The sequence below is a fragment of the Mesorhizobium sp. WSM4830 genome (assembly GCF_055811495.1).
Genome location: NZ_JBVVQI010000011.1, coordinates 143229 through 166928, shown reverse-complemented (window position 1 = coordinate 166928; position 23700 = coordinate 143229). Strand labels below are relative to the sequence as shown.

Genomic DNA, 23700 nt, shown 5'->3' with positions numbered 1-23700 from the left:
GTTTCCTTCTATTCCTTTTCCTGTGTGTGCGCCTCCAGGAACCACAGTAATTTGTCGAGCGAGCGCGAATAGGCGGTGAAGATGTCGGCAGTGTCGGCGTCGCCCGCACCTGCCGCCTCGTCAATCGCCGCGCGTGCCCGCTTGGCGGTTGCGGCATACCGGTCGATCAGCGCCGCCAGGTGATCCCGGGTCTTGTGGATGTCGGTCGGATAGGCCTCGAGCATAGTCGCCTTCGAGACCTCCTGCGAGGTGCCGAGCGCCGTGCCGCCGAGCTGTACGGCGCGCTCGGCAATGGTGTCGACATGGCCGTCGATCTCCTCGCGGAACGTGTCGAGCATCGCGTGAATGGCGATGAATTGCGGTCCCTTGACGTTCCAGTGCGCCTGCTTGGTGATCAAGGCCAGATCGATGGCGTCGGCGAGGCGGGCATTGAGAAGGTCGATACACTCTTTCTTGGCATTGGATTGCAGGTCGTTGCGGGTGGCGATGGCATCCATGATCGGCTCCTGTGGCGGTTGCGTCCGCGTGGTTTGAAGAGGGCGAAGTCTGTGGAAGGTCAATCGAACATGCGCGCAGACGCCCTCATCGCCGCGGCACAGCATCCCAAAACGGCGATGTCCGGCTTTCGTTCCGCTCGTCGTTTTACGCCGGCCTTTTCAAGCCCAGATGGTCGCGCAGCGTGCTGCCTTCATAGTCCGTGCGAAACAGCCCGCGCCGTTGCAGCTCCGGCACGACTAGTGTGGCAAAGGCTTCGAGTTCGCCGGGAAAATAGGATGGCATGACGTTGAAACCATCTGCCGCGCCGCCCTCGAAGCGTGCCTCGAGCTGGTCGGCGATCTGGGCCGGCGTTCCGACGACGCGCCAATGGCCGCGCGCGCCCGCGAAATGACGGGCAAGCTGGCGAATGGACAGCTTGTCGCGGCGTGATTGCTCGATGACGAGCGCCTGCCGGCTCTGCATGCCTTCGCTGGCCGGCAGCTCGGGCAGCGGTCCGTCGATGGGATAGCGCGCGAGATCGGATATGCTGAGATAGCTGGAAAGCAGCGCGACACCGACATCGTCCGGGATCAGCTCCTGCAGTTCATCATGTTTTGCCCGGGCTTCCGCTTCGCTTGCCGCGACGACCGGCGCGACGCCGGGCATGATCTTGACGTCCTCCGGCTCGCGCCCATGGGCCGCCAGCCGTCCCTTGAGGCCGTCGTAGAAGGCCTTCGCCTCCTCGAATGTCTGCGCCGCCGTGAACACCACATCGGCGGTCCGGGCGGCGAGATCGCGGCCCTCGTCCGACGCTCCTGCCTGAACCATGACCGGCGCACCTTGTGGCGAGCGCGGCAGATCGAGCGGGTCGCGCACCGAAAAACTTCTGCCTTCGTGTCCACCCTGGCCTCGCCAAAGGCCGGTAATCACGGCAGCGAATTCGCGCGCGCGTTCGTAGCGGTCCGCATGTGGGCGCAGTCCTGTCGAGCCGAAATTGGCGGCCTCGATCTGGCTCGCCGAAGTGACGAGGTTCCAGCCGGCTCGGCCACCGCTCAGATGGTCGAGCGACAGGAAGGTCCGCGCCAGTCCGTAAGGCTCGTTATAGCTCGTCGACGCCGTGGAGACGAGGCCGATGCGCTCCGTCTGGACGGCGAGCGCGGCAAGCAGGCTTATCGGCTCGAAGCCGATCGAGCGCGACGTTTGGCTGGCGATGTTGACATTGGCCTCGCGCACGCCGGCGGCGTCCTCGCAGAAGATCATGTCGAACTTGGCTGCTTCCGCCGTCCGCGCCAGCTGGATGTAATGGTCGATGTCGAGGCCGGCCGTGACATGCGCCTGCGGATGGCGCCAGGCGGCGATGTGATGGCCTGTCGCCCACAGGAAGACGCCGAGCTTCATCTGGCCTCGACCGGCGCTCATTGCCGATCCTCCCCGGCGAGCCCGAGATGGGCGCGCAGTGTCGCCGCGCTGTAGCCGGACCGGACAAGGCCGCGGCGGCGAAGCTCCGGCAGCACGAGACCGATGAAATCGTCGAGCGCCGACGTGAGCGGCGTGGCGATGTTGAAACCGTCGCAGGCTTTCGAGCGAAAGCACTCTTCGAGCTTGTCCGCAAACAGGTCCGGTGCGGCGGTTATTTCGGCGCTGACGGTAACGTTCATCAGCACTTTCAGCGCCTCCGGCCTGCGCCCGAAGGCAAGCGCACGGCGCTTCAGATCGCCAGCCTTCGCCGGCCCGATCGATGGCCCATCCAGCAGGACGACATCGGCGGTGCGTGCGGCGATATCCATCGCGGGCTCGGACAGGCCGGACATGACCAGCACCGGCGTGTCCTGCGGCGACCGCGCCACGTTGAGCGGCCCGCGCACGGAAAAATATTCGCCCTTGTGGTCGAGAACGTGCATCTTCTCGGGATCGAAGAAGCGGCCGCCAACTTTGTCGAACAGCAGCGCGTCTGCGTCCCAGCCTTTCCACAAGCCTTGCACGATGCCGATGAATTCATCGGCGCGCAGGCGGAAATCGTCGCCGGAAAACCCTTCCGGTCGGCTGAAATTGGCCGCCTCGCGCGGGTCGGGCATCAGGCTCGCGTTCCAGCCGGCGCGGCCATGGCTGATAATATCGAGCGAAGCGAAACGGCGCGCGAGATTGTAGGGCTGGTGGGCGACCGTCGAGGCCGCGGCGACGAGGCCAATCCTGCTTGTCAGCGTCGCCAGGGCCGCCGCCAAGGTCGTTGCTTCGAAGCGCATTTGCCGGTTCAGCCCGCCTGCAACCGGCGCGGAATCGCCGAGCAACACCATGTCCAGACCGGCCGCTTCGGCTTCTTGCACGAACCGCGTCAGCAGACTGAAGTCCGGGCCGGCGTCGGGCGGATGGGAAGGGGCGGCTTCCGGAGACAGTGAAACGGCGAGACACATTGTGGCGCCGTTGGCCATCGCTTTTCCCTGTTGAGCGAGATTCCTTGGGCATTATCTCGTCGGCTGGACGGAAAGCAACCGGCCAGCGGGCGATCATTTGCCGGCCAGAATATCCCTGATCAGCCGTTGGCAGCGCTCGGCCATGAAATCGAGCAGCAGCCGCACCTTCGGATCCTGCAGCTTTTTGTGCGGGTAGACGGCGGCGAACTGCACCGGCGTCGGCGGCGTGTTGCTCAGGATCACCTTCAGCCGCTGGTCGCGGATAAACGGCTCGACCTCGAAGCGCGGCTTATTGATGATGCCGCGGCCGGACAGCGCCCAGCCGGTCAGCACGTCGCCATCATCGGTATCGTAGGGGCCGTGCACCTCAAACTTTTGCGGCCCATTCGGCGTCTGCAGCGTCCAGACATATTCGCGCGCGCCGGAATAGCGCAGCATCAGGCAATCGTGTTTCTTGCCGATCAACTCCTGCGGCTCGGTCGGCTCACCGCGCACGTCCAGATATTGCGGAGCCGCTACCAGCACGCGCTCGCATTCCATGATGCCGCGCATCCTGAGGCTGGAATCCTCGATGATGCCCAGCCGGAAGGCAACATCGATGCCTTCCTTCATGATATCGACATTGTGATCGGAAAGCCGGAGCCGCACCTCGATATCTGGGTACCTGTCGTGGAAATCCGGGATGCCGGATGCCACCAGCCGCCGCCCGAGGCCGAGCGGCGCTGTCACCTTTATGGTGCCGCGCGGCTGGCCGGATAACGCGCTGACCGCCGCTTCCGCCTCGGTGACCGCCTCCAGCACCTGCTTGGCGCCGGAGTAGAACACCGTGCCGTGCTCGGTCGGCATCAATTGCCGCGTCGTACGGTTGAACAGCCTGACGCCCAGGTGCTTCTCGAGCTCCTTGATCCGGTTGGAAGCGACCGCCGGCGAAATGCGCATGTCGCGCCCAGCCGCCGACAAATTGCCGAGCTCGACGACGCGGACAAAAACGGCGATATTGTCGAGATAGGCCATGCGGCTTCCGTGGCTCTCATGTGGCTGCGTATGATCAGCCTAGTATTTTCCAATTTTTTTTGAAAGTCATCGTGCGTCTCGGCCCTTTCCGTTTGCGCTCCAGTCCGTAAAGTCAGTCGATCGGCAGGGACGGTTTTTCATGATGGATTTCGCGATATTCTGGGATTGGCTGAGTTTCGCCGTGCGCTGGCTGCACGTCGTTACCGGCATCGCCTGGATTGGATCGTCCTTTTATTTCGTCGCGCTCGACCTCGGGCTGCGCCAGCGTCCGGGCATGCCTGCCGGAGCCTTCGGCGAGGAATGGCAGGTGCATGGTGGCGGCTTCTACCACGTGCAGAAATATCTGGTGGCACCGGCTGAAATGCCCGAGCACCTGACCTGGTTCAAATGGGAATCCTACGCCACCTGGCTGTCAGGCTTCGCCATGCTGTGCGTCGTCTACTATGCCGGGGCGGACCTGTTCCTGATCGATCCCAATGTGCTTGCGATGTCGGTGCCTACAGGCATCCTGCTGTCGCTGGCGACGATCGGTGTCGGCTGGGTGGTCTACGATCTCTTGTGCCGTTCGCCGCTCGGCAACAGCGACACCGGCCTGATGCTGGTGCTGTATGGGGTGCTGGTATTCATGGCCTGGGGGCTGACCCACCTGTTCACCGGCCGCGCTGCCTTCCTGCATCTTGGCGCCATCACCGCAACGATCATGTCGGCGAATGTCTTCATGGTCATTATCCCCAACCAGAAGATCGTCGTCGCCGACCTGATCGCCGGCCGTAAGCCCGATCCGAAATACGGCAAGATCGCCAAGCAGCGCTCGCTGCACAACAATTACCTGACGCTGCCGGTTTTGTTCCTGATGCTGTCGAACCATTATCCGCTGGCGTTCGGGACAGAGTTCAACTGGGTCATCGCCTCGCTGGTGTTCATCATCGGCGTGCTGATCCGGCACTATTTCAACACCAGGCATGCGCGCAAAGGCAATCCGACCTGGACCTGGCTGGCGGCGGCCGTCCTGTTCGTCCTCATCATCTGGCTGTCGACGGTGCCGAAACTGCTGACCGGCGAGGTCAAAACGTCCTCGGCGGCACAGGTCTACGTCGCCTCGGCGCATTTTCCCGCCGTGCGTGATACGGTGCTTGGCCGCTGTTCGATGTGCCACGCGGCCGAGCCGTCCTACGAGGGCATTTACCACGCGCCGAAGGGCGTGATGCTCGATACCGATGCCGGCATCGCCGAGCACGCCGGCGAGATCTACCTGCAGGCCGGGCGCAGCCACGCCATGCCGCCCGCCAACGTCACCCAGATCACCGACAAGGAACGGGCGCTGCTGGTGGCATGGTTCGAAGGCGCGGGGAAATAGCATGACCAGCACGCTGCTGCGCGGCCGCACGCTGTCGTTTTTGCGCTGGCCCGAAACCATCGACGACCATTCCGCCTGGCGCTACGAGCAAGATGGCGGCTTGCTGCTCCGCGACGGCAGGATCGTTGCCGCGGGCGCCTATGCCGAGATCGAAAAAAAGGCGGGCGAGGGAACAAAAAAGATCGACCATAGGCCGCATCTGCTGCTGCCCGGGTTCATCGATGCGCACGCGCATTTTCCGCAGATGCAGGTCATCGCTTCCTTCGGCGCCGAGCTGCTTGACTGGCTGAACACCTACACTTTTCCGGAAGAGGCAAAATTCCAGGACGCCCAGCATGGCCGCCGTATCGCCAGGCTGTTCCTGGATGAAGTATTGCGGCATGGCACGACGACAGTCGCGGCCTATTGCTCGGTACACAAGGAATCTGCCGAAGCGTTCTTTGCCGAGTCGCACGACCGCAACATGCTCAACATCGCCGGCAAGGTGATGATGGACCGCAACGCGCCGGACGGCGTGCTCGACACGCCGCAATCGGGCTATGACGACAGCAAGACGTTGATCGATGAGTGGCACGGCAAGGGGCGCCAGCACTATGCCATCACGCCGCGCTTCGCCATCACCTCGTCGCCCGAGCAATTGGAGATGGCGGGCGCGCTCTGCCGCGAATATCCTGATCTGCACATGCAGACGCATCTGTCGGAAAACCACGCGGAGATCGCCTTCACACAGCGATTGTACCCGCAGACGCGGGACTATACCGATGTCTATGAGCGCTATGGGCTGCTCGGGCGCAGAAGCCTGTTCGGCCATTGCATCCACCTGTCGGAACGCGAGGCGGATGCGCTTTCCGATAGCGGCTCGGTGGCGGTGTTCTGCCCGACCTCCAACCTGTTTCTCGGCTCGGGCCTGTTCGATTATCAGCGCTATCGTCGCCGCGAGAAGCCGCTTCGCATCGCCGCCGCCACCGATGTCGGCGGTGGCACCAACTATTCGATGCTGCGCACCATGGACGAGGGCTACAAGGTGATCGCGCTGAACGGCGAGAAGCTCAATCCGTTCCAGTCCTTCTGGCAACTGACCCGCGGCAATGCCGAGGCGCTGTCGCTTGTGGAAAAGATCGGCACCCTGGAGGAAGGCAGCGACGCCGATATCATCGTGCTCGACGCCCGCGCCACGCCGGCGATGCGGCTGCGGGTAGAGACGGCGGACACGCTCGCCGAGGAATTGTTTCTGCTGCAGACGCTCGGCGACGACCGCGCCGTGCGCGAGGTCTATGTCGCCGGCTGCGCGGCCAAGACGGATATGGCGGTTTAGCCGTCGTATGCGGCCGGCTTGACCGGGCGGCAGCCATCCGCCAAAGCAACAGGCGAGATTGACAGGGGAACGACATGGCCGTTGCGGACGACATCGCTCTGATCGAGAAACAGGAAGCCACGCTCGTTTTCTCCGCCTTCGACGAGGCTGTCGCTTTCGAGATCGGCACGGCGATCCACGACCGGGCCCTCGAGGAAAACCTGCCGATCATCGTCGATATCAGAACCTTCGACCGGCCGCTGTTCTATGCGGCAATGCCCGGCTCGAACGCTTCCAATCCGGACTGGGCGCGGCGCAAGATCAACGTCGTGCGGCGGTTCCTGAAAAGCACCTATCGCATGGTGCTGGAGCAGCAGCGCCCCGACCGCAGCTTCAAGCCTGGCGAGGGGCTGGACGTTGCCGACTACGTGCTGGCCGGTGGCGGCTTTCCCATCGCTGTCAAGGGCGCCGGCGTCATCGGCGTGATCGCCGTCTCCGGCCTGCCGGAGCGCGAGGACCACGGCGTGGTCGTCAATGCGCTTTGTGAGTATCTCGGCATAAATGCGCGCGAGCTGGCATTGCCGGCGGAAGCAAAATGACAGAGGTAGACCCCAAGCTCTTTCTCATCTCGATCTTCAACGCCGCTGTTGCCGCCGCCGATCCGCAGAGGACGATCAAGGATCATTTGCCGGCAAGGCCGAAGGGCCGCACCATCGTCATCGGTGCAGGAAAAGGCTCGGCGCAGATGGCGGCGGCTTTCGAGGAAGCGTGGGACGGGCCGATCGAGGGGCTGGTCGTCACACGCTACGGCTATGGCGCAGCCTGCCGGCGCATCGAGATCATCGAGGCAGCGCATCCGGTGCCGGATGCCGCGGGGCTCGAAGCTTCCCGACGGCTGCTCGAAAAAATCCAGGGACTGACTGCGGACGACCTTGTCGTGGCGCTCATTTCCGGCGGCGGTTCGGCGCTGCTGCCGTCACCTGCCGAAGGTCTGACGCTGGCCGATGAGATCGCCGTCAACGAGGCGCTGCTCGCCTCCGGCGCGCCGATCGCCGCGATGAACACCATCCGCAAACATCTTTCCTCGATCAAGGGCGGCAGGCTGGCGGCCGCTGCCTATCCAGCCAGGGTGGTGTCGCTGGTGGTCTCCGACATTCCGGGCGATAACCCGGCGCTGGTCGCTTCTGGTCCGACCGTGCCGGATATAAGCAGCCGTGAGGACGCATTGGCGTCGATCGCTGCCTATGGCATGAGCCTGCCGGCTTCGGTCATGGCGCATATCAATTCGCCGGCGGCCGATGCACCGCGTCCGGACGACTCGCGTTTTTCGCGCAACGAGGTACATCTGATCGCCTCGGCCGGCGTATCGCTGGAAGCGGCTGCGGCCGAGGCCAGGCACCAAGGTATCGAAGCGGTCATCCTCTCCGATTCCATCGAGGGCGAGGCGCGTGAGGTCGGCGGCGTCCACGCCGCGATCGCGCGCGAAGTGGCGACGCGCAACCGGCCATTCGCAAAGCCGGTGCTGATCCTGTCGGGCGGCGAGACGACCGTGACCTTGCGCGCGAAAGGCAAGGGCGGCCGCAACTCTGAATTCCTGCTCGCCTTCGCCATCGGCATCAGCGGCATGGCGGGCGTCTACGCACTGGCCGCCGACACCGACGGCATAGACGGTTCGGAAGACAATGCCGGCGCCTTCGCCGACGGCTCGACAGTGTCGCGGATGCATAAGGCGAGCGTCGACGCCAAGGCCATGCTTGCCGGCAACAACGCCTGGACGGCATTCAATGCCGTAGATGACCTTTTTGTACCCGGTCCGACCGGCACAAACGTCAACGATCTCCGGGCGATATTGATCAAATAGCTCAGGCGGCCATCAGCTTTTTCACCGCTCTCATATCCTGCAGGAACCGCTTGCGTTCTGCCTGCTTGTCCGCCGGCTCGCGAATGCGCAGGATGAAGGACGGGTGGATGGTGACGAAGACACGCAAGCCATCGTCGCGCTCTACGACCGCCCCGCGCATCTTCATGATCGGCACCACCTTGCCGAGCAGCGCCTGCGCCGCCGTTGCGCCGAGCGCTACCGCCAGATTGGGCTTGATCAGATCGATCTCCTTGTCGAGCCACCAGCGGCAAGCCTGCACCTCGCCGGCGTTGGGCTTGGAGTGGATGCGCCGCTTGCCGCGCGGCTCGAACTTGAAATGCTTGACCGCGTTGGTGACGTAGACTTTCAGCCGATCGACGCCGGCGTCATCCAGGATCGCGTCGAACACCTTGCCGGCCGGTCCGACGAAAGGCTTGCCCGCCAGATCCTCCTGGTCGCCCGGCTGTTCGCCGACGAAGATCACCTTGGCCCTGTCGGGACCTTCGCCGAAAACAGTCTGCGTGGCGTCGTGCCAAAGCGGACAACGGCGGCAGATTTTAGCCGTTTCGCGCAGTTCGGGAATCGTCCTGGCGTCGATTTCTGTCGTTTCCGGGGATTTGCCGGTCGGCAAGCGTCTTGCCTGCACTTTGGCATGGTGCGGCGTCGGGGTTGTCTGCATCTTGGCGATCATGACTAGGGCGGCCTTGTTCGCTCCTGCAATCAGACACGCAATGAGCAAAGCCTGCCGAAGGTTCCGCTGAAATTATTCGGCATGGGCCTTCACCAGCGGATGGCCGACGATGTGATGCCTACACCTCGTGCAGATACAGGTGATAATCCAGTTCGCTGACCGTGCGCGCCACGCGCAGATATTCCGACTGCTTGATCGCCACGAACGTCCGGTGCAGGTCTTCGCCCAATGCGCCCTTGAGGAAGGTCGACGCCCTTGCCGCCTCGATCGCCGCACGCCAGTCGACCGGCATCGTCGTGCGCGTGACGGCCGATTCGTAGCCATTGCCGGTGGTCTCGGGACCGGGATCGAGGCCTTCGTCGAGGCCCTTGACGATGCCTGCCAGCACCGTTGCTGCCACCAAATAAGGATTCGCGTCGACGCCGGATGGCCGGTGCTCGATGCGGCGGTTCTTGGCATCGCCGGCCGGCACACGCAGTGCCACCGAACGGTTGTTGACGCCCCAGGTCGGCGCCACCGGCGCATAGGATTGCGATACGAAGCGCCGCCATGAGTTGGCGTGCGGCGCAAAGACCAGCATCGATTCCGCCATCGTCTGGATCAGTCCGCCGAGGCCGCGCAGCAGCGGCAGCGACCAGCTTTCGCCGCCGGTTTCGGCAAAGACGTTCTTGCCGGCATCGTCCAGCAGCGAGACATGAAAATGCATGCCCGAGCCGGCATACTTCTCGATCGGCTTGGCCATGAAGCAAGCGGTGACACCATGACGGCGCGCCTGCGCCCGCACCAGCCGCTTGAGCATGACGAGATCGTCGGCCGCCCGCATCACGTCCTTGCGGTAGTTCAGCGTCAGCTCGTACTGGCCGGGCGCGTATTCCGAGATGACCGTCTCGGCTGGGATGCCCTGCACCTTGGCTGCGGCGTAGATGTCGGAAAACAGCGGCTCCATGCCGTGCAGATGGTCGACGGAATAGACCTCCGTCTTGGCCGAGCGGCGTCCGTCGAGCACCGCGTGCGCCGGCTGTACCTTGCCTTCGGCATCGCGCTCGTTGGCGAGCAGGAAGAATTCGAGCTCGAATGCGCCGGCCGGATGCAGGCCCTTGGCCGCGAGGATGTCTACCTGGCGGGCGAGCGCCAGGCGCGGGTCGGACGACATCGGCTGGCCATCGAGATGGTACATCGCCATCAGCACCTGGCCGCGCGGCGGCTGGGTGCCGAACAGCGGCACCAGTGTGCCGGGGATCGGCCACGCCCGCAGGTCGCCGTCGCCGGTCGTCCAGATCAGCCCGGTCTCGTGAACATCCTCGCCGGTGATGTCGAGGCCGAGGATCGAGATCGGCATGTGCCGGCCACCCTCGAAGATGCTCATCAACTCATGTCGGCGCACGATCTTGCCGCGCCCGACGCCATTGGCGTCGGTCAGCACGATGTCGAACGCCTCGATCTCGGGATGAGCGTCGAGAAAGGCCTGCGCCTCGGCAGGCGTCGAGCCCGAAGGGGATGCCGTGACCAGGTTCAAACTTTGCTTGGGCGCTTGTTTCATGCCGCAAGCTTGTCTCACGCCGTAAGCTTTGCCGCAACCGCGCCGAAGGCAGTGATTAGCCGGTTCACCTGGGCGGCGCTGGTCGCAGGAGAGATCAGCATCATGTTGTGGAAAGGTGCGATCAGCACGCCGCGATTGACCAGCGCGACATGGATTGCCGCTTCGAGCTCCGGTGCATGCGCAGCTTCCGCCTCGCCGCCATTCCTCAACGGGCCCGGTGCGCAGATGAACTCGACGCGGGCGCCGACGCGAGCAACATGCCAGGGCAGACGATAGCGATCGATGACGGCGGTCAGCCCGGCATCGAGCCGCCGCGCCAGATGGTCCATATGGCTGTAATTCGCGTCGGTCATGACATGTTCGAGCGTGGCGCGCATCGCCGCGAATTGCAGCGGATTGCCCGACAGCGTCGTCCCCATGCCGGAATAGCCGGGCTCCTTCCGGCTGATATAAGCGGCATAGCGGGCCGCAACGTCTTCGCTCATGCCCCAGACGCTCGCCGGTACGCCGCCGGCAATCGGCTTGCCGAGCACGAACAGGTCCGGCTCCAGCCCGTGTTTGCTGGTATAGCCGCCGGGACCGGTCGAGATCGTATGCGTCTCGTCGATTAGAAGCAGCGTGCCGGTCGCACGGGTGAGACGCCGCAAGCCATCGTGAAAGCCGGCTTCGGGCAGCACCATGCAGGAATTGGTCAGCACCGGCTCGGCGATGACGCAGGCGACATCGTTGCCCCGGAGTGCAGCGTCGAGCGCCGGCAGATCGTTGAATTCGACGACATCAGTTGCCCGCGTCAGGTCGCGGAACTCGCCGGCCAGTCCGGGTCGATTCACCGGTCTGCCGGCGACCAGCCGCACCATCGTCTCGTCGACCGAGCCATGATAGCAGCCGTTGAAGACCAGTATCTTCTCCCGGCCGGTAACGGCGCGGGCAACCCGCAGCGCGAAGCGGTTGGCATCGGTCGCCGTCGTCGCGATCTGCCACAACGGCAAACCGAAACGCTGCAGCAGCAGCGGCCCGATGACAAGCGCGTCCTCGGCAGGCAGCATGTAGGTCAGGCCGCGTCCGGCCTGCCTGCGGATGGCGCGTGCGACCGGCGGCGGCGAATGACCGAACATCGAACCGGTGTCGCCAAGGCAGAAATCGTCGAGCCGGTTGCCGTCGATATCTCTGATGATGGCGCCCCTGGCGCTATCGACGAGGATCGGGAACGGCGTCGGCCAGTCGTTCATCCAATGCATCGGCACGCCGCCGAAGAAGCCGGGCAGGCCATTGCCGATTTTCGCCATCGATTTCGGCCGCGCCCGGCGGAAGACTTCTGCCTCGGTCGCGCGCAACTCGGCGATCCGGGCCGGGTCGATGCCGCCGATGGAAGTCTTTGACTGGTTGATGACGTTCATGGCGGCCCTCTCAGCCGCACTTTAGACAATCGGCATCCGCCACCGCAATTGGCCGGGCGGTTGCCCTGTGTTGGGTCAGCGGTCATTTGAATGAAAACAGGCGCTTGACCGCGAGCCGCCTTCGGGCGCCAATGGCACTTCGGCTGGAGGGGACAAGATGGTGCGGGCGATCGTCTGCGCAGTAATGCTGCTGTCGTCGGTTTGTGCGGCTCTGGCGTCCGGCGGCATCTGGTGTTCCGCCGAGGATGCAGCCGTCAAATTTCAGGTCGGTGCCGGGGTCACCAGAGGCATGGGCGGGCCGACCTTCAATTTTAGCGGCGAGCTCGAAATTCTGGGCAGGCCGGCTGCCGACAGTCTGCGCAAGACGGTGTTCGAGGATCAGAACCTCACGCAATATTGGCTCGACAACAAGGAATTGCGGCTGCTCGTCTACCACGAACGGCAGGTCGAAAACGCCTACGGCTATGTCGAACTGGCGATCCTGACCAAGGCCAGTGACGAAGGCGTTTATGACGGTCGCTATTTGCTCTCAATCTATGATGTTACGGCTGATGCCGAAAAGGACGGCAAACCGGATGAATTGACCGGCAAAGTATCTTGCGGAGCCGAGTAAGTAACAGGTTACGCCGAAATATCGATGACGCCGCAATCGCCCGCAGCGCTGCCAAAGGCGACGCGGCGCTCTTCCTTGTCCCACATCATCGAGGTGATGGCGCCCTTGCCCGGCCGGCGCAACAGCACTTCCCTGGCGTCGGCGAAGCGCACCGCCATCACCATGCCGTCATCATAGCCGATGGCAACGACGTCCTGGCTCGGGTGACAGGCGACGGAGGTGACCATCGCATTGCCGCGCGTGCCGAGTTCCAGCGGCGCCTTGCCCATCGGCCCGTCCTTGCCGGAAAACGGCCAGACGATCGCCGCTGGCGCGCCGGAACTCGCCAGCCATTTGCCCTTGGCGCTCCACGACAGGCTTTTGACCTTGCCGGGATAGCCGGACATCCGCATGTGCTTGCCGTCGGCGAGCTTCCAGCCATGCAGCGCGTTTTCCTGCATTGTGGTGACGACGAAGCCGCCGTCCGGCGAGAAGGTGATGCCGGTGTGGGCGCCGGCCCATTCGAGCTCGACCGGCTTGCCGTCGGCGGCCGGGAAATGCAGCGTCGCGCCGTTGTAGCGGGCAACGCCGAAGCGCATGCCCTTGGGCGAGAAGGCAAGCCCCTCGACCGAGCGCGGATGCGAGAATTCCCTGATTTTGCTGTCGGCAAAGCGCACATAGGCAATCTTGCCCGAAGCATAGGCAACAGCGCCTTGCGGCCCGGCGGCGACGCTGGTGATCCATTTTTTGCCCGCGGCCGCCAATTCCGCAGTATTGCCTCCTGCGGTCACGGCAACGATCTTGCCGTCCTCACCACCGGTGATCAGCCGGTCGTTTGCCGCATCATGGAAGGCGGCGAGCATTCCGTCATTGGCCTGCACCGTCTTGTGGCCGTGGTCGAGTCGATGGATTGTGCCGTCAGCCAGCGCAAAATGCGGCACGTCACCGAGGAATACGGCGGCGAGGCAGTGGCCTTCGAGATCGAGCGGGGCGACTGTCGGCATGAGAGATCATTCCGTTTGAGATTTCTGCTGCCTCACCCTTAAGGGGTTGAGCTGCGGGTCTCAACCCGTGCTTCGGATCGTCGTGAGGAGAGACCGCCAGCGTTGCGGGCTGCTCCTTCTCTCACAAGGGGAGAAGGAAGAAAGGGCAGCTAAATCAAGCGGCCTGGCAGGCCTCGAAGCTTGTCTTCAGCCGCTCGGCGTCGAGTTCGCGGCCGATGAACACCAGCCGGCTCTCGTGCTTCTCGCCGTCCTTCCAGGCGCGCTGGTGGTCGCCCTCGATGATCATGTGCACGCCCTGGATGACATAGCGCTCGTCATCGCCCTTCAGCGCGATGATCCCTTTCAGCCGCAGGATGTTCGGGCCTTCCATCTGGGTGACCTTCTCGATCCACGGGAAGAACTTTTTCGGGTCCATCTCGCCGCCGCGCAGCGACACCGACTGCACCGTCACGTCATGGATGTCGGAAGCGTGCGTATGATGATGATGCCCGTCATGATCGTGGTGATCATGGCCGTCGTGATCATGGTGGTGATGGCCATGATCATGATGGTCGTGATCGTCATGCGCCTCGAGGAAGTGCGGATCGTTCTCCAGCGCCCGGGACAGGTCGAACGCTCCGCGATCGAGCACCTCGGACAGCGCCACGCTGGCGCGAGTGGTGCGATGGATTCGTGCCGCCGGGTTGATGGCGCGGATCGTCGCCTCCACCTTGCTCAGCTCTTCGGGGGTGACCAGATCGGTCTTGTTGAGCACGACGACATCGGCAAAGGCGATCTGGTCCTCGGCCTCGCGGGAATCCTTGAGGCGCAGCGGCAGGTGCTTGGCGTCGACCAGCGCCACCACGGCATCGAGCCTGGTCTTGGAACGCACGTCGTCGTCCATGAAGAAGGTTTGCGCTACCGGCACGGGATCCGCGAGGCCTGTGGTCTCGACGACGATGGCGTCGAAGCGGCCGGGCCTGCGCATCAGGCCTTCGACGACGCGGATCAGGTCGCCGCGCACGGTGCAGCAGATGCAGCCATTGTTCATCTCGTAGATTTCCTCGTCGGATTCCACGATCAGCTCGTTGTCGATGCCGATCTCGCCGAATTCATTGACGATGACGGCGTAGCGCTTGCCATGGTTTTCCGAAAGGATGCGGTTGAGCAGTGTCGTCTTGCCGGCGCCGAGATAGCCGGTGAGGACGGTTACGGGGATCTGCGTCTGTGCGTCGCTCATATTGTGCCTCGAATAGGGATTGTCGGCTCCATATAGGATGTGTGCTCGGCTTTTGCACGAGGCAAACCGGTGGGCCAAAGAGAGGCTGGTATTGCCGAACTTTCCTCACATTGCCGAACTTTCATTGGCGCGGGCTGGCGGTAGGGCCTAGATAGGCCGAGGATCATTAACGGGGGCTGTTCGCACTGAAGAGGCGCCAGATGTCCGACAAGTCCTTGCCACTAAGCCGTCGGCAGACACTCGGTCTCGTTGCGGTTACCGCTGGCGGCATATTCCTGCCAGCCGGTGCAAGGGCCGGGCAGGTTTCGCCCTATGCCGGGCTCGCCTTGTTCGAAGCCGGTGCCGGCGTCTGCGCCATCACGCCCGAGGTCACCGAAGGGCCGTTCTATTTCGACCCGAAGCTTGAACGCACCGACGTCACCGAGGGCAAGAAGGGCATCGCCCTCAATGTGCGGCTGCAAGTCGTCGACACCGCCTGCCGGCCGCTTCCCGGCGCGCGCGTCGATATCTGGCATTGCGACGCCCAGGGCGCCTATTCCGGCTATCCCGGACAGGGCGACGGGCAGGATATCGACACGTCCGGCCAGAGCTTTCTCCGCGGCTGGCAGAGAACCGATGAAAGCGGCATTGCTTCTTTCGCCACCATCTATCCCGGCTGGTATCGCGGCCGCACCACCCACATCCATTTCAAGATCTTCCCCGACGACCGCTCGGTAATGACTGGCCAGATGTTCTTCCCCGACAGCCTCAGCGAGCAGATATTCGCCACCGTCGCGCCCTATAAAGATCGCCCCGGCAAACGCGATACATCGAACGCGCGGGACGGCATTGCGCGGCAGGCCGGGCCGCTGTCGCAGGCAGCGCTGCGGGAAATGGCGGACGCTTTTCAGGCCTTGATGGTGGTCGCGGTGAACGCCGGTTGAGAACACCTCGTCACGTCCCCATCCAGCCATTGCGGAAAGTCGTTTGTCATCTAACTGAAATAAACATCTGGCATTAGCCACCGCGAGCACCGCGATGCTTGCCGGCAAAGCTATTTTCCGAGCCGGAATGTTTTCGATCGTCATTGCCAACCGGCGGCCTGCTTCTATGCTGCCCGCACCGGTTCGGCCGAGGAGGGATGAGCATGGCCAAGGCGGACAAGACTGCAACAATGAGCCGGCTGCATTCGGCGGCGCGGCTGGCGCGCACGGCGCTCGCCGCCCGGCTTCTGGCGCATGGTTTCTATGCCGGCCAGGACCAGATCATGCTGGCGCTCGACCGCGAGGACGGGCAGACGCCCGGCAACCTTGCCGGCCGCCTCGGCGTGCGTCCGCCGACCATCACCAAGACCATCAACCGGCTGCAGGCGCAGGGTTTTCTGGAAAAGCGCGCCTCGTCCGCCGATGCCCGCCAGGCGCATATCTTCCTTACCGATACCGGCCGCGAAATCATCCACGCCATCGAGAAATCGGTGAAGAAGACCGAAAAGCAGGCATTGAAGGGTCTCGACAAGAAGGATCAGAAAGCGCTGTTCAAGCTGCTTGCCCGTGTCGAGGCGAACCTGTCGAACGGCGAAATGGTGCTCCCCGATGACGAACTGGATATCGAGGACAAGATGCTTGAATAACTCACGCGTTCGCCGCTGACGGCCGTCGCGTGAGTGCCGACCAGCGTCCCGGTGTGACGCCGAACGCCTTCTTGAAATGCCGATTGAAATGGCTTTGGTCACTGAAACCGGCTGCGATGGCGATTTGCGCCAGTGGCTCGTCGGCTTCGATCATCCGACGGGCTCGTTGAAGCCGGCGCATCAGCAGGAACCGGTGCGGGCTGGTGGAGAAGGTGGCGCGGAAATGCCGCGACAGGGCATAACGGTCCAATCCGGTGATCGCCTCCAATTCATCCGAACGTACAATCCGCGCGACATTTTCCTCCAGATAGTCGCGCGCCAGGCTGGCGGCGCGCCACGCAGTTTTCGCTACCGGTTTCGCCGGCTGACCGGCGTGCCGGGCCAGGCTTTGCATAAGCTGCGTCATGAAATCGACGACAAACAGCTCGTCCAGTTCCTGATTCAGCGGCCCGAGCGCCGAAAGCAGCGTCGCCCGGAGATCGCGGTCTGTCACCACGGCATTCCCGACGAATGGCAGTGATCCGCCGCCGAGACAATCGAGCATCAGGGACGGCTCCAAATAGAGCATTCTGTATCGCAAGCCGTCTTCAGTGCCGGCACCGCCATCGTGCAGTTCGTCGGGATGAAGGATAATGATCTGGCCAGGCAAGCTCTGACGCGTTTGGCCGCGATAGCGGAAGCGCTGCACGCCATAAAGCGTCACCCCGATCGCATAGGTGTCGTGGCGATGGAGATCGAAGGCGTTGCCGTGGAACCGGGCCTCGATGCGTTCCATGCCGGCAGCACGGGGTGCCGGTACGATGCAGTTTTCGGCTGCATCCACGCACAAACGTCCAAGACCCTGAAAGGCTTCCCCGTCTAGACCGTGCGGCATCGCTTCACTCGCAGCCTCGGATTGGCCCCCTTTTCGGATTGGAAACTGTCGCATGTTCGATACGAAATTTGCAATCGTGCTCAAGGATGATCTTCCCGTCTGGCAAAAGCTCAACGTCACCGCCTTTCTGACCAGCGGCATTGTCGCGCAGTTTCCCGACATTATCGGCGAGCCCTACCGTGATCGCGCCGACAATATCTACAACCCGCTGTCGATCCAGCCGGTCATCGTGCTTTCGGCGGACGGCCAGACGCTCGGCGCGATCCAGCGGCGGGCGCTGGAGCGTGGTGTGACGGTTTCGCTCTATGTCGAGGAAATGTTTTCGACTGGGTATGATCTGGCCAACCGTGCCGTCTTTGCCGAATTTGCGCCGGAGGATGCCAAGGTGGTCGGCATCGCGCTTCGCGCCGAAAAGAAGCTCGTCGACAAGATCACCAAGGGCGCCCGCATGCACGCCTGAGTCCTCGGCCACTAGGTCGGCCACCAAAACAAAAAACTGAGCCTGTCGGCGGCTGTCGTTGTGCCAGCCTGTTTTGGCTTGCCCGCAGGCGACAATTGCCGCATTGGTGAGGGACTGCCTTGCTTCCCGTCCGGCCTGAAATTGAATGCTCCCCCAAGACATGACGAAAGCGCGACATCGCCGGCGGCGATCCTGTGCATGCTTTCCGTCTACGTGTTTTTCACCTTTCTCGACACCAGCAGCAAATACCTTGTGCTGGCCGGCGTCTCGGCGCTGATCGTCGCCTGGACCCGCTTCGCGGTCCATGTGCTGATCGTCGGCGTCTTTCTGCGTGGATGGCGCGAGCCGCTGCGCTTTCGTCCTGCCAACCTGCCGGCGCATCTCACGCGCGGTCTGCTCCTGTTCGGATCGACGATATGCAACATTCTCGCGCTGCGAACGCTGCAGCTGGCGGAAACCACCTCGATCTACTTCTTCGGCCCGATGGTGGTCACTGCGCTTGCCGGTCCGTTGCTCGGCGAATGGGCCGGCTGGCGGCGCTGGCTGGCGATCATGGGCGGCTTTGTCGGCGTCCTCATCATCACCCGGCCGGGCATCGGGGTTTTTGGCGTCGGCCATCTCTTTGCGCTCGGCTCGATGCTATCGAACAGTTTCTACGTCATCATGACGCGTCGTATGTCGGCCACGGAAACCTCGGAAAGCCTCATCCTGTTTTCGGCGCTGGCGCCGGCCGTGCTACTGCTGCCGACACTGGCGTTTTCGCTTTCGCTGCCGCAGGATGGCTGGCACTGGTTCGTATTGCTGATGCTTGGCGTTTTCGGCGCCCTTGGCCATTGGCTTCTTGTGCAGGCCTATCGCCTTGCCACCACCACGGCCCTGGCCCCCTATCCCTATTCGCAGATGATCTGGATGATCGTCTCCGGCTTGATCGTCTTCAACCAGTTTCCCGATCGCTGGACACTGGCCGGTGCCACAGTGATCGTCGCCAGCGGCCTCTACATCGTCCACCGCGAGCACCGGCTTCGCTTGCGCAACCGCGCTACGCTGGACGCGGAGACGGAAGCGCTGGCAAAAAAACTTTGATTTGCTCGGGATCGATGGCATAAGAGCCGGCCTTTAAACAGTTTAAATTGCTTCGGGAGCGCAGGGCGCTGGCACAGAAGATCAAGCTTTCGACCATCGCGGATGCGCTCGGCGTGTCCACGGCCACGGTCTCGCTGGCCTTGCGCGACAGCCCGCTGGTCGCCGGCGGCACCCGCGACCGCATCAAGGAACATGCCCGCGCCATCGGCTATATCTACAACCGCCGCGCCGCCAGCCTGCGCACTTCGCGCTCGGGCATTGTCGGCGTCGTCGTCCACGACATCATGAACCCATTCTTTGCCGAGATATTGCGTTCGATCGAGAGCGAGCTCGACCGCAGCCGGCAAACCTTCATCCTGTCGAACCACTACGACCAGCTCGAGAAACAACGCACCTTCATCGACACGCTTCTGCAGCTCGGCGCTGACGGGGTCATCATGTCGCCGGCCATCGGCACGCCGCCCGAAGACATAATCATGGCCGAGGAGAACGGTCTCCCGGCAGTGCTGATTGCACGCACCGTCGAAGGTGCCGACGTGCCGGTGTTTCGCGGCGATGATGCCTATGGCACCGGGCTTGCTACCAATCATCTGATCTCGCTTGGCCACAAGCGCATCGCAATGATCGGCGGTACCGATCAGACGTCGACCGGCCGCGACCGCTATCAGGGATATGTCAACGCCATGGAGGCGGCGGGGCTTGAGGTCAGGCCGTCATGGCGCATTGCCGGCCCGCGCACCAAGCAGGCCGGCTTCGAGGCTGCCGGGCAGTTCCTGGCGCTGAAGGACAGGCCGACCGCGGCGTGCTGCTGGAACGACCTCGTCGCCATCGGCCTGATGAACGGCATTGCGCGCGCTGGGCTGGTGCCGGGCATCGACATCTCGGTCACCGGCTATGACGACCTCGAGGAGGCCGCGATCGCGACGCCGGCGCTGACCACCGTCTGGAATGGCCAGCGTGAGGTTGGCCGCCGCGCCGCCAGCGCGCTGCTCGACAAACTCAACGGACAGACGGTGCGGCCGTCGCAGGAACTGATCAAGCCGGAACTGCATGTGCGCCAGTCGACCGGCAAACCGGTGGAACGTGCATGACAAAAACCGAACAGCAAGCTGTCGCCATTCTGGTGCCGGGCCAGTTCAACGACCATGCGGTCGGCCGTATCGACGCGGCGTTCTGCCGCGTCCAGACCGAACGCGCCGATCCGTCGCTGGTCACCGATCAGATGCGTCGTACGGTGCGCGGCATAGCCGCCTTTGGCGGCATAAGCGCCGCGTTGATGGATGCGCTGCCTAAGCTCGAGATCATCGCCAATTTCGGCGTCGGCTATGATTCTGTCGATGTCCGCCACGCCGCACGGCGCGGCATCATGGTCACCAACACCCCGGACGTGCTCACCGAGGAGGTCGCCGATACGGCGCTCGGCCTGTTGATCAATACCATCCGCGAACTGCCGCGCGCCGAGGCCTGGCTGCGCGACGGAAGTTGGCTGCGCAAAGGCAATTATCCGCTGAGCCGACTGACTCTGCGCGGTCGCCATGTCGGCATCTTCGGCATGGGCCGCATCGGCCTCGCCATTGCCCGCCGGCTCGACGCTTTCGGGCTGCCCATCGCCTACCACAACCGGCGCTGCGTCGAAGGCCTGTCCTATGACTATCACCCGACGCTGAAAGGTCTCGCCGAGGCGGTCGACACACTGATCTCGGTGGCGCCCGGCGGGGCCTCGACGGAAAAGGCCGTCAATGCCGAAATCCTCTCGGCCCTTGGGCCGAACGGCGTCTTCGTCAATATCGGCCGGGGCAGTACGGTCGACGAACCAGCCCTTGCCGCCGCACTTGCCAGCGGCAGCATCGCCGCTGCCGGGCTAGACGTCTTTGCCGACGAGCCGAATGTGCCGGCGGCGTTGCTTGCCGCGCCCAACACCTCGCTTTTGCCGCATGTCGGCTCGGCCTCGCAGCACACCCGCCGCGCCATGGCGGACCTGTGCGTCGACAATCTGGTTTCGTGGTTTTCGCAGCGCAAGGCGCTGACGCCGGTGCCGGAGACGGCAAACGTCAAGGCGAGGCTGTGACCGCCATTTTATTGTTAACTTCAGCTTAACCCCTGGGAATCATTCTGAGCCCTTCGCAGTGTCTGTCCGCCTGACAGCACATGACAGCAAAATGAAGCGCGCCTCCCTGATCTCTTCGAACGCGGCGCGCCTGAAATGCGCGGAGAACCAGGATGAAGACGCTTCCCGCATTAATGGCAGTCGCTGCGCTGTTCGGCAGCGCCCAACTGTTTTACGCCGGTAGCGGTGAAAGCCGTGCAGCCAGTGAGGCACCACCTTCATCCGGCAACTACAGGCTGGTAGCCCATGGCGACGAGGCGTCTTGTGCGGTCAGCCGCGGCGCCGAGATTTCGCAAGGCCTGTCGCTGTTGACCGTCGCCGCAAATTGCCGCCGGGTGTTGCCCGGCGTCGAGCAGGCGAAGTTCTGGCGAGAGCAGGATGACGGCACGGTCACCTTCAGCGCCAACGGTACCGATCCGATCGTCATGTTCTCAGTCGCCGACGGCGATGGTTACGAATCCTACGCGCCGGCGCTACCGCTGCTGACGCTGGCGTCGACCGGCAACTGACGAGCGCTATTCTGCCGCGGCGCGCGACGCGGATTTTGCGGCAGCATGCAGGCGCACCGCATCGCCAAATGCGCGAAATATCTTTAACGAGATGCTGTCCGATTTGACCCAGTATTCGGGATGCCACTGGACGCCGACGGCGAAAGCCCGTGCATCGCGCACCGAAACCGCCTCGACAGTGCCATCGGCGGCGACCGCTTCGACCTGCAGCTTCGGGCCAAGCCGGTCGATGGCCTGGCGATGCACCGAATTGACCATGACGTCGCCGGCGCCGAAGACCCCGGCCAGGCAGCTGCCGGGTTTTATCGACACGCTCTGGCGGATGGCGAAGCGTTCGTCCTGATTGTCGCTTGCCGGCGCACGATGATCGAGCGAACCGGCGCGTTCCTGGATTTCGGTGGCCAGCGTGCCACCCAGCGCCACATTCATCTCCTGGATGCCGCGGCAGATGGCGAGCAACGGCACCCCGCGCTCCACCGCCCGGCGGATCAGCGGCAACGTCGTCGCGTCGCGGGCGGGGTCGTAAGGACCATTAGCTTCGCTGGCGTCACCGCCATAGAGCGAGGGATGAACGTTCGATTTGGAACCGGTGACCATGACGCCGTCGACGGCGGAAAGCAGTTCATCGAAGTCGAGCCGGTCGCCGAAGGACGGTACCAGCAGCGGGAACACGCCTGCACCCGAAAGCGCCGCTTCGAGATATTGCTGTGGCGCGGCATGCCAGGTGTAATTGTCGAACTGGCGGACGTCGGTCGATATGGCGACGAGCGGCTGGTGCATTTGGTCCGGATCCCATCGGGTGCAACGAATTATCTGCCTGCAAAATAGGCGATCCGAAGGCGCATTTCCATGGCAAGTTTCGGCGTGTCGCGTAGGCCAGTTAATCGACCTTAGACTATAGTTGCAAGATCTGCCCCAACGCCGTGAATTTCCCCGAAATGCGCCACTCAAACCGGGCTGCCGCGCTGGACTCGACTCCTTGCCTGTGTATTGTCGGCTCGAAGCCGATCCGGGCGCCGATGTGTCCCGAATGTCGGTCAGTGGATCCAAAAGGGAGGAACTTCATGGATCGTCGTTCGTTCATCCGCAAGGCCGGCACCGCCGGTGTTGGCGCCGCGGCCGCTGCCGCGACACTTGCCGCGCCGGCCATCGCCCAGTCCAATCCGAAAGTGACCTGGCGGCTGGCGTCGTCCTTCCCGAAGTCGCTCGACACGATCTATGGCGGTGCCGAAGTGTTTTCCAAGATGCTGTCGGAGGCCACCGACGGCAACTTCCAGGTCCAGGTCTTCGCCGCCGGCGAACTCGTTCCCGGCCTGCAGGCCGCCGATGCCACCACTGCCGGCACCGTCGAGGCCTGCCATACTGTGGCATACTATTACTGGGGCAAGGACCCGACCTGGGCGCTGGGAGCGGCGGTTCCGTTTTCGCTCAACGCGCGCGGCATAAACGCCTGGCACTATCATGGCGGCGGCATCGACCTGTTCAACGAGTTCCTGGCGACGCAGGGTCTGTTCGGGCTGCCGGGCGGCAATACCGGCGTGCAGATGGGCGGCTGGTTCCGCAAGGAGATCAAAACGGTCGCCGACCTTTCCGGCCTCAAGATGCGTATCGGTGGTTTTGCCGGCAAAGTGGTGCAAAGGCTCGGCGTGGTTCCTCAGCAGATCGCCGGCGGCGACATTTATCCGGCGCTGGAAAAAGGCACGATCGATGCCGCCGAATGGGTCGGCCCCTACGACGACGAGAAGCTCGGCTTCTACAAGGTTGCGCCCTATTACTACTATCCCGGCTGGTGGGAAGGTGGACCGACCGTCCACTTGATGTTCAACAAGGCGAAATACGACGAACTTTCGCCGGCTTACAAGTCGCTGGTGCATACTGCCGCTCAAGCGGCCGACGCCAACATGCTGCAGAAATACGACTATCTCAATCCGGCGGCGGTTAAGCGGCTGGTTGCCGGCGGCGCCAAGTTGAGCCCGTTCAGCCAGGAGATCATGGCCGCCTGCTTCGAAAAGGCCAACGAGGTCTATGCCGAGATGGAAGCCTCGAACGCGCCGTTCAAGAAGATCTGGGACTCAATCAAGGCGTTCCGCAAGGAGCATTATCTCTGGGCGCAGGTGGCCGAGTACAACTACGACACTTTCATGATGGTCCAGCAGCGCAACAGCAAGCTCTGAATCTTGCTGCTCTGCGGCGCCGGCGTT

General features: G+C 63.3%; 24 protein-coding genes. 13 read left to right on the top strand and 11 right to left on the bottom strand.

The window, feature by feature from the left end:
• Positions 1 to 8: 8 nt before the first annotated feature.
• The 4 genes from dps to AC0L2Y_RS16470 form a co-directional block, all read right to left on the bottom strand.
• Positions 9 to 497, bottom strand: coding sequence for a DNA starvation/stationary phase protection protein Dps (gene dps / locus AC0L2Y_RS16485; protein ID WP_473557765.1), 489 nt, complete (start codon positions 495 to 497; stop codon positions 9 to 11).
• 145 nt (positions 498 to 642) lie between these two features.
• Positions 643 to 1896 carry an LLM class flavin-dependent oxidoreductase gene (locus tag AC0L2Y_RS16480; protein ID WP_473557763.1) on the bottom strand — a complete coding sequence of 418 codons (1254 nt, stop codon included), beginning with the start codon at positions 1894 to 1896 and terminating at the stop codon, positions 643 to 645.
• Positions 1893 to 2906, bottom strand: coding sequence for an LLM class flavin-dependent oxidoreductase (locus AC0L2Y_RS16475; protein ID WP_352566975.1), 1014 nt, complete (start codon positions 2904 to 2906; stop codon positions 1893 to 1895). The genes AC0L2Y_RS16480 and AC0L2Y_RS16475 overlap by 4 nt, the downstream gene beginning before the upstream one ends.
• Positions 2907 to 2981: 75 nt before the next feature.
• A complete protein-coding gene (locus AC0L2Y_RS16470; protein WP_352464534.1) occupies positions 2982 to 3902 on the bottom strand; it encodes a LysR family transcriptional regulator in 921 nt (306 codons plus the stop codon).
• Positions 3903 to 4041: 139 nt separating this feature from the next.
• Here AC0L2Y_RS16470 and AC0L2Y_RS16465 point away from each other — a divergent pair, with 139 nt between their 5' ends.
• The 4 genes from AC0L2Y_RS16465 to AC0L2Y_RS16450 all read left to right on the top strand — a co-directional run bounded on the left by AC0L2Y_RS16465 (position 4042) and on the right by AC0L2Y_RS16450 (position 8414).
• Positions 4042 to 5259, top strand: a complete 1218-nt coding sequence (locus AC0L2Y_RS16465; RefSeq protein WP_352490377.1) for a urate hydroxylase PuuD — start codon at positions 4042 to 4044, stop codon at positions 5257 to 5259.
• A 1-nt stretch (position 5260) separates the two neighbouring features.
• Positions 5261 to 6574: a guanine deaminase gene (gene guaD, locus AC0L2Y_RS16460; RefSeq protein ID WP_352490376.1), complete on the top strand. Its 1314-nt coding sequence runs from the start codon at positions 5261 to 5263 to the stop codon at positions 6572 to 6574.
• Between the two features lie 74 nt (positions 6575 to 6648).
• Positions 6649 to 7152, top strand: coding sequence for a heme-degrading domain-containing protein (locus AC0L2Y_RS16455; protein WP_352490375.1), 504 nt, complete (start codon positions 6649 to 6651; stop codon positions 7150 to 7152).
• Positions 7149 to 8414 (top strand): glycerate kinase type-2 family protein, encoded by a 1266-nt coding sequence (locus AC0L2Y_RS16450; RefSeq protein WP_352490374.1) that lies wholly within the window; start codon positions 7149 to 7151, stop codon positions 8412 to 8414. The genes AC0L2Y_RS16455 and AC0L2Y_RS16450 overlap by 4 nt, the downstream gene beginning before the upstream one ends.
• Before the next feature lies 1 nt (position 8415).
• Here the strand turns inward: AC0L2Y_RS16450 and AC0L2Y_RS16445 are convergent, their stop codons facing one another.
• The 3 genes from AC0L2Y_RS16445 to AC0L2Y_RS16435 all read right to left on the bottom strand — a co-directional run bounded on the left by AC0L2Y_RS16445 (position 8416) and on the right by AC0L2Y_RS16435 (position 12042).
• Positions 8416 to 9138, bottom strand: coding sequence for a UdgX family uracil-DNA binding protein (locus AC0L2Y_RS16445; protein ID WP_473557854.1), 723 nt, complete (start codon positions 9136 to 9138; stop codon positions 8416 to 8418).
• Between the two features lie 85 nt (positions 9139 to 9223).
• On the bottom strand, positions 9224 to 10645 hold the full coding sequence (locus AC0L2Y_RS16440) for a glutamine synthetase family protein (RefSeq protein ID WP_352915179.1): 1422 nt from the start codon (positions 10643 to 10645) through the stop codon (positions 9224 to 9226).
• A gap of 14 nt (positions 10646 to 10659) precedes the next feature.
• The gene (locus AC0L2Y_RS16435) at positions 10660 to 12042 is read right to left on the bottom strand and encodes an aspartate aminotransferase family protein (protein ID WP_473557758.1); all 1383 of its coding nucleotides are present in this window, start codon (positions 12040 to 12042) and stop codon (positions 10660 to 10662) included.
• A 157-nt stretch (positions 12043 to 12199) separates the two neighbouring features.
• Here AC0L2Y_RS16435 and AC0L2Y_RS16430 point away from each other — a divergent pair, with 157 nt between their 5' ends.
• Positions 12200 to 12655, top strand: coding sequence for a hypothetical protein (locus AC0L2Y_RS16430; protein WP_473557756.1), 456 nt, complete (start codon positions 12200 to 12202; stop codon positions 12653 to 12655).
• 8 nt (positions 12656 to 12663) lie between these two features.
• Here AC0L2Y_RS16430 and AC0L2Y_RS16425 read toward each other — a convergent pair whose 3' ends face one another.
• The gene (locus AC0L2Y_RS16425) at positions 12664 to 13638 is read right to left on the bottom strand and encodes a WD40 repeat domain-containing protein (protein ID WP_473557754.1); all 975 of its coding nucleotides are present in this window, start codon (positions 13636 to 13638) and stop codon (positions 12664 to 12666) included.
• 154 nt (positions 13639 to 13792) lie between these two features.
• Positions 13793 to 14857 carry a CobW family GTP-binding protein gene (locus tag AC0L2Y_RS16420; RefSeq protein ID WP_473557752.1) on the bottom strand — a complete coding sequence of 355 codons (1065 nt, stop codon included), beginning with the start codon at positions 14855 to 14857 and terminating at the stop codon, positions 13793 to 13795.
• 200 nt (positions 14858 to 15057) lie between these two features.
• Here AC0L2Y_RS16420 and AC0L2Y_RS16415 point away from each other — a divergent pair, with 200 nt between their 5' ends.
• A complete protein-coding gene (locus AC0L2Y_RS16415) occupies positions 15058 to 15780 on the top strand; it encodes an intradiol ring-cleavage dioxygenase (RefSeq protein WP_473557750.1) in 723 nt (240 codons plus the stop codon).
• A 203-nt stretch (positions 15781 to 15983) separates the two neighbouring features.
• Complete coding sequence (locus AC0L2Y_RS16410; protein ID WP_254816029.1) at positions 15984 to 16466, top strand: MarR family winged helix-turn-helix transcriptional regulator; 483 nt, start codon at positions 15984 to 15986, stop codon at positions 16464 to 16466.
• A 1-nt stretch (position 16467) separates the two neighbouring features.
• Here AC0L2Y_RS16410 and AC0L2Y_RS16405 read toward each other — a convergent pair whose 3' ends face one another.
• Positions 16468 to 17340 carry an AraC family transcriptional regulator gene (locus AC0L2Y_RS16405; protein ID WP_473557747.1) on the bottom strand — a complete coding sequence of 291 codons (873 nt, stop codon included), beginning with the start codon at positions 17338 to 17340 and terminating at the stop codon, positions 16468 to 16470.
• Positions 17341 to 17392: 52 nt separating this feature from the next.
• Between AC0L2Y_RS16405 and AC0L2Y_RS16400 the strand changes: the two genes are divergently transcribed.
• The 5 genes from AC0L2Y_RS16400 to AC0L2Y_RS16380 all read left to right on the top strand — a co-directional run bounded on the left by AC0L2Y_RS16400 (position 17393) and on the right by AC0L2Y_RS16380 (position 21499).
• Positions 17393 to 17800 (top strand): DUF2000 family protein, encoded by a 408-nt coding sequence (locus AC0L2Y_RS16400; protein ID WP_473557745.1) that lies wholly within the window; start codon positions 17393 to 17395, stop codon positions 17798 to 17800.
• A gap of 198 nt (positions 17801 to 17998) precedes the next feature.
• Positions 17999 to 18883, top strand: a complete 885-nt coding sequence (locus tag AC0L2Y_RS16395) for a DMT family transporter (protein WP_473557743.1) — start codon at positions 17999 to 18001, stop codon at positions 18881 to 18883.
• A gap of 68 nt (positions 18884 to 18951) precedes the next feature.
• Complete coding sequence (locus AC0L2Y_RS16390) at positions 18952 to 19974, top strand: LacI family DNA-binding transcriptional regulator (protein WP_023676245.1); 1023 nt, start codon at positions 18952 to 18954, stop codon at positions 19972 to 19974.
• Positions 19971 to 20951 (top strand): 2-hydroxyacid dehydrogenase, encoded by a 981-nt coding sequence (locus AC0L2Y_RS16385; RefSeq protein ID WP_473557740.1) that lies wholly within the window; start codon positions 19971 to 19973, stop codon positions 20949 to 20951. The genes AC0L2Y_RS16390 and AC0L2Y_RS16385 overlap by 4 nt, the downstream gene beginning before the upstream one ends.
• Positions 20952 to 21103: 152 nt before the next feature.
• Positions 21104 to 21499, top strand: a complete 396-nt coding sequence (locus tag AC0L2Y_RS16380; protein WP_352492673.1) for a hypothetical protein — start codon at positions 21104 to 21106, stop codon at positions 21497 to 21499.
• Positions 21500 to 21505: 6 nt separating this feature from the next.
• On the opposite strand, the gene AC0L2Y_RS16375 is transcribed toward AC0L2Y_RS16380, so the two are convergent.
• Entirely contained in the window at positions 21506 to 22279 is a 774-nt protein-coding gene (locus AC0L2Y_RS16375; protein WP_473557738.1) for a gamma-glutamyl-gamma-aminobutyrate hydrolase family protein, read from the bottom strand.
• A gap of 284 nt (positions 22280 to 22563) precedes the next feature.
• Between AC0L2Y_RS16375 and AC0L2Y_RS16370 the strand changes: the two genes are divergently transcribed.
• Entirely contained in the window at positions 22564 to 23673 is a 1110-nt protein-coding gene (locus AC0L2Y_RS16370) for a TRAP transporter substrate-binding protein (protein WP_352492671.1), read from the top strand.
• Positions 23674 to 23700: the final 27 nt, after the last annotated feature.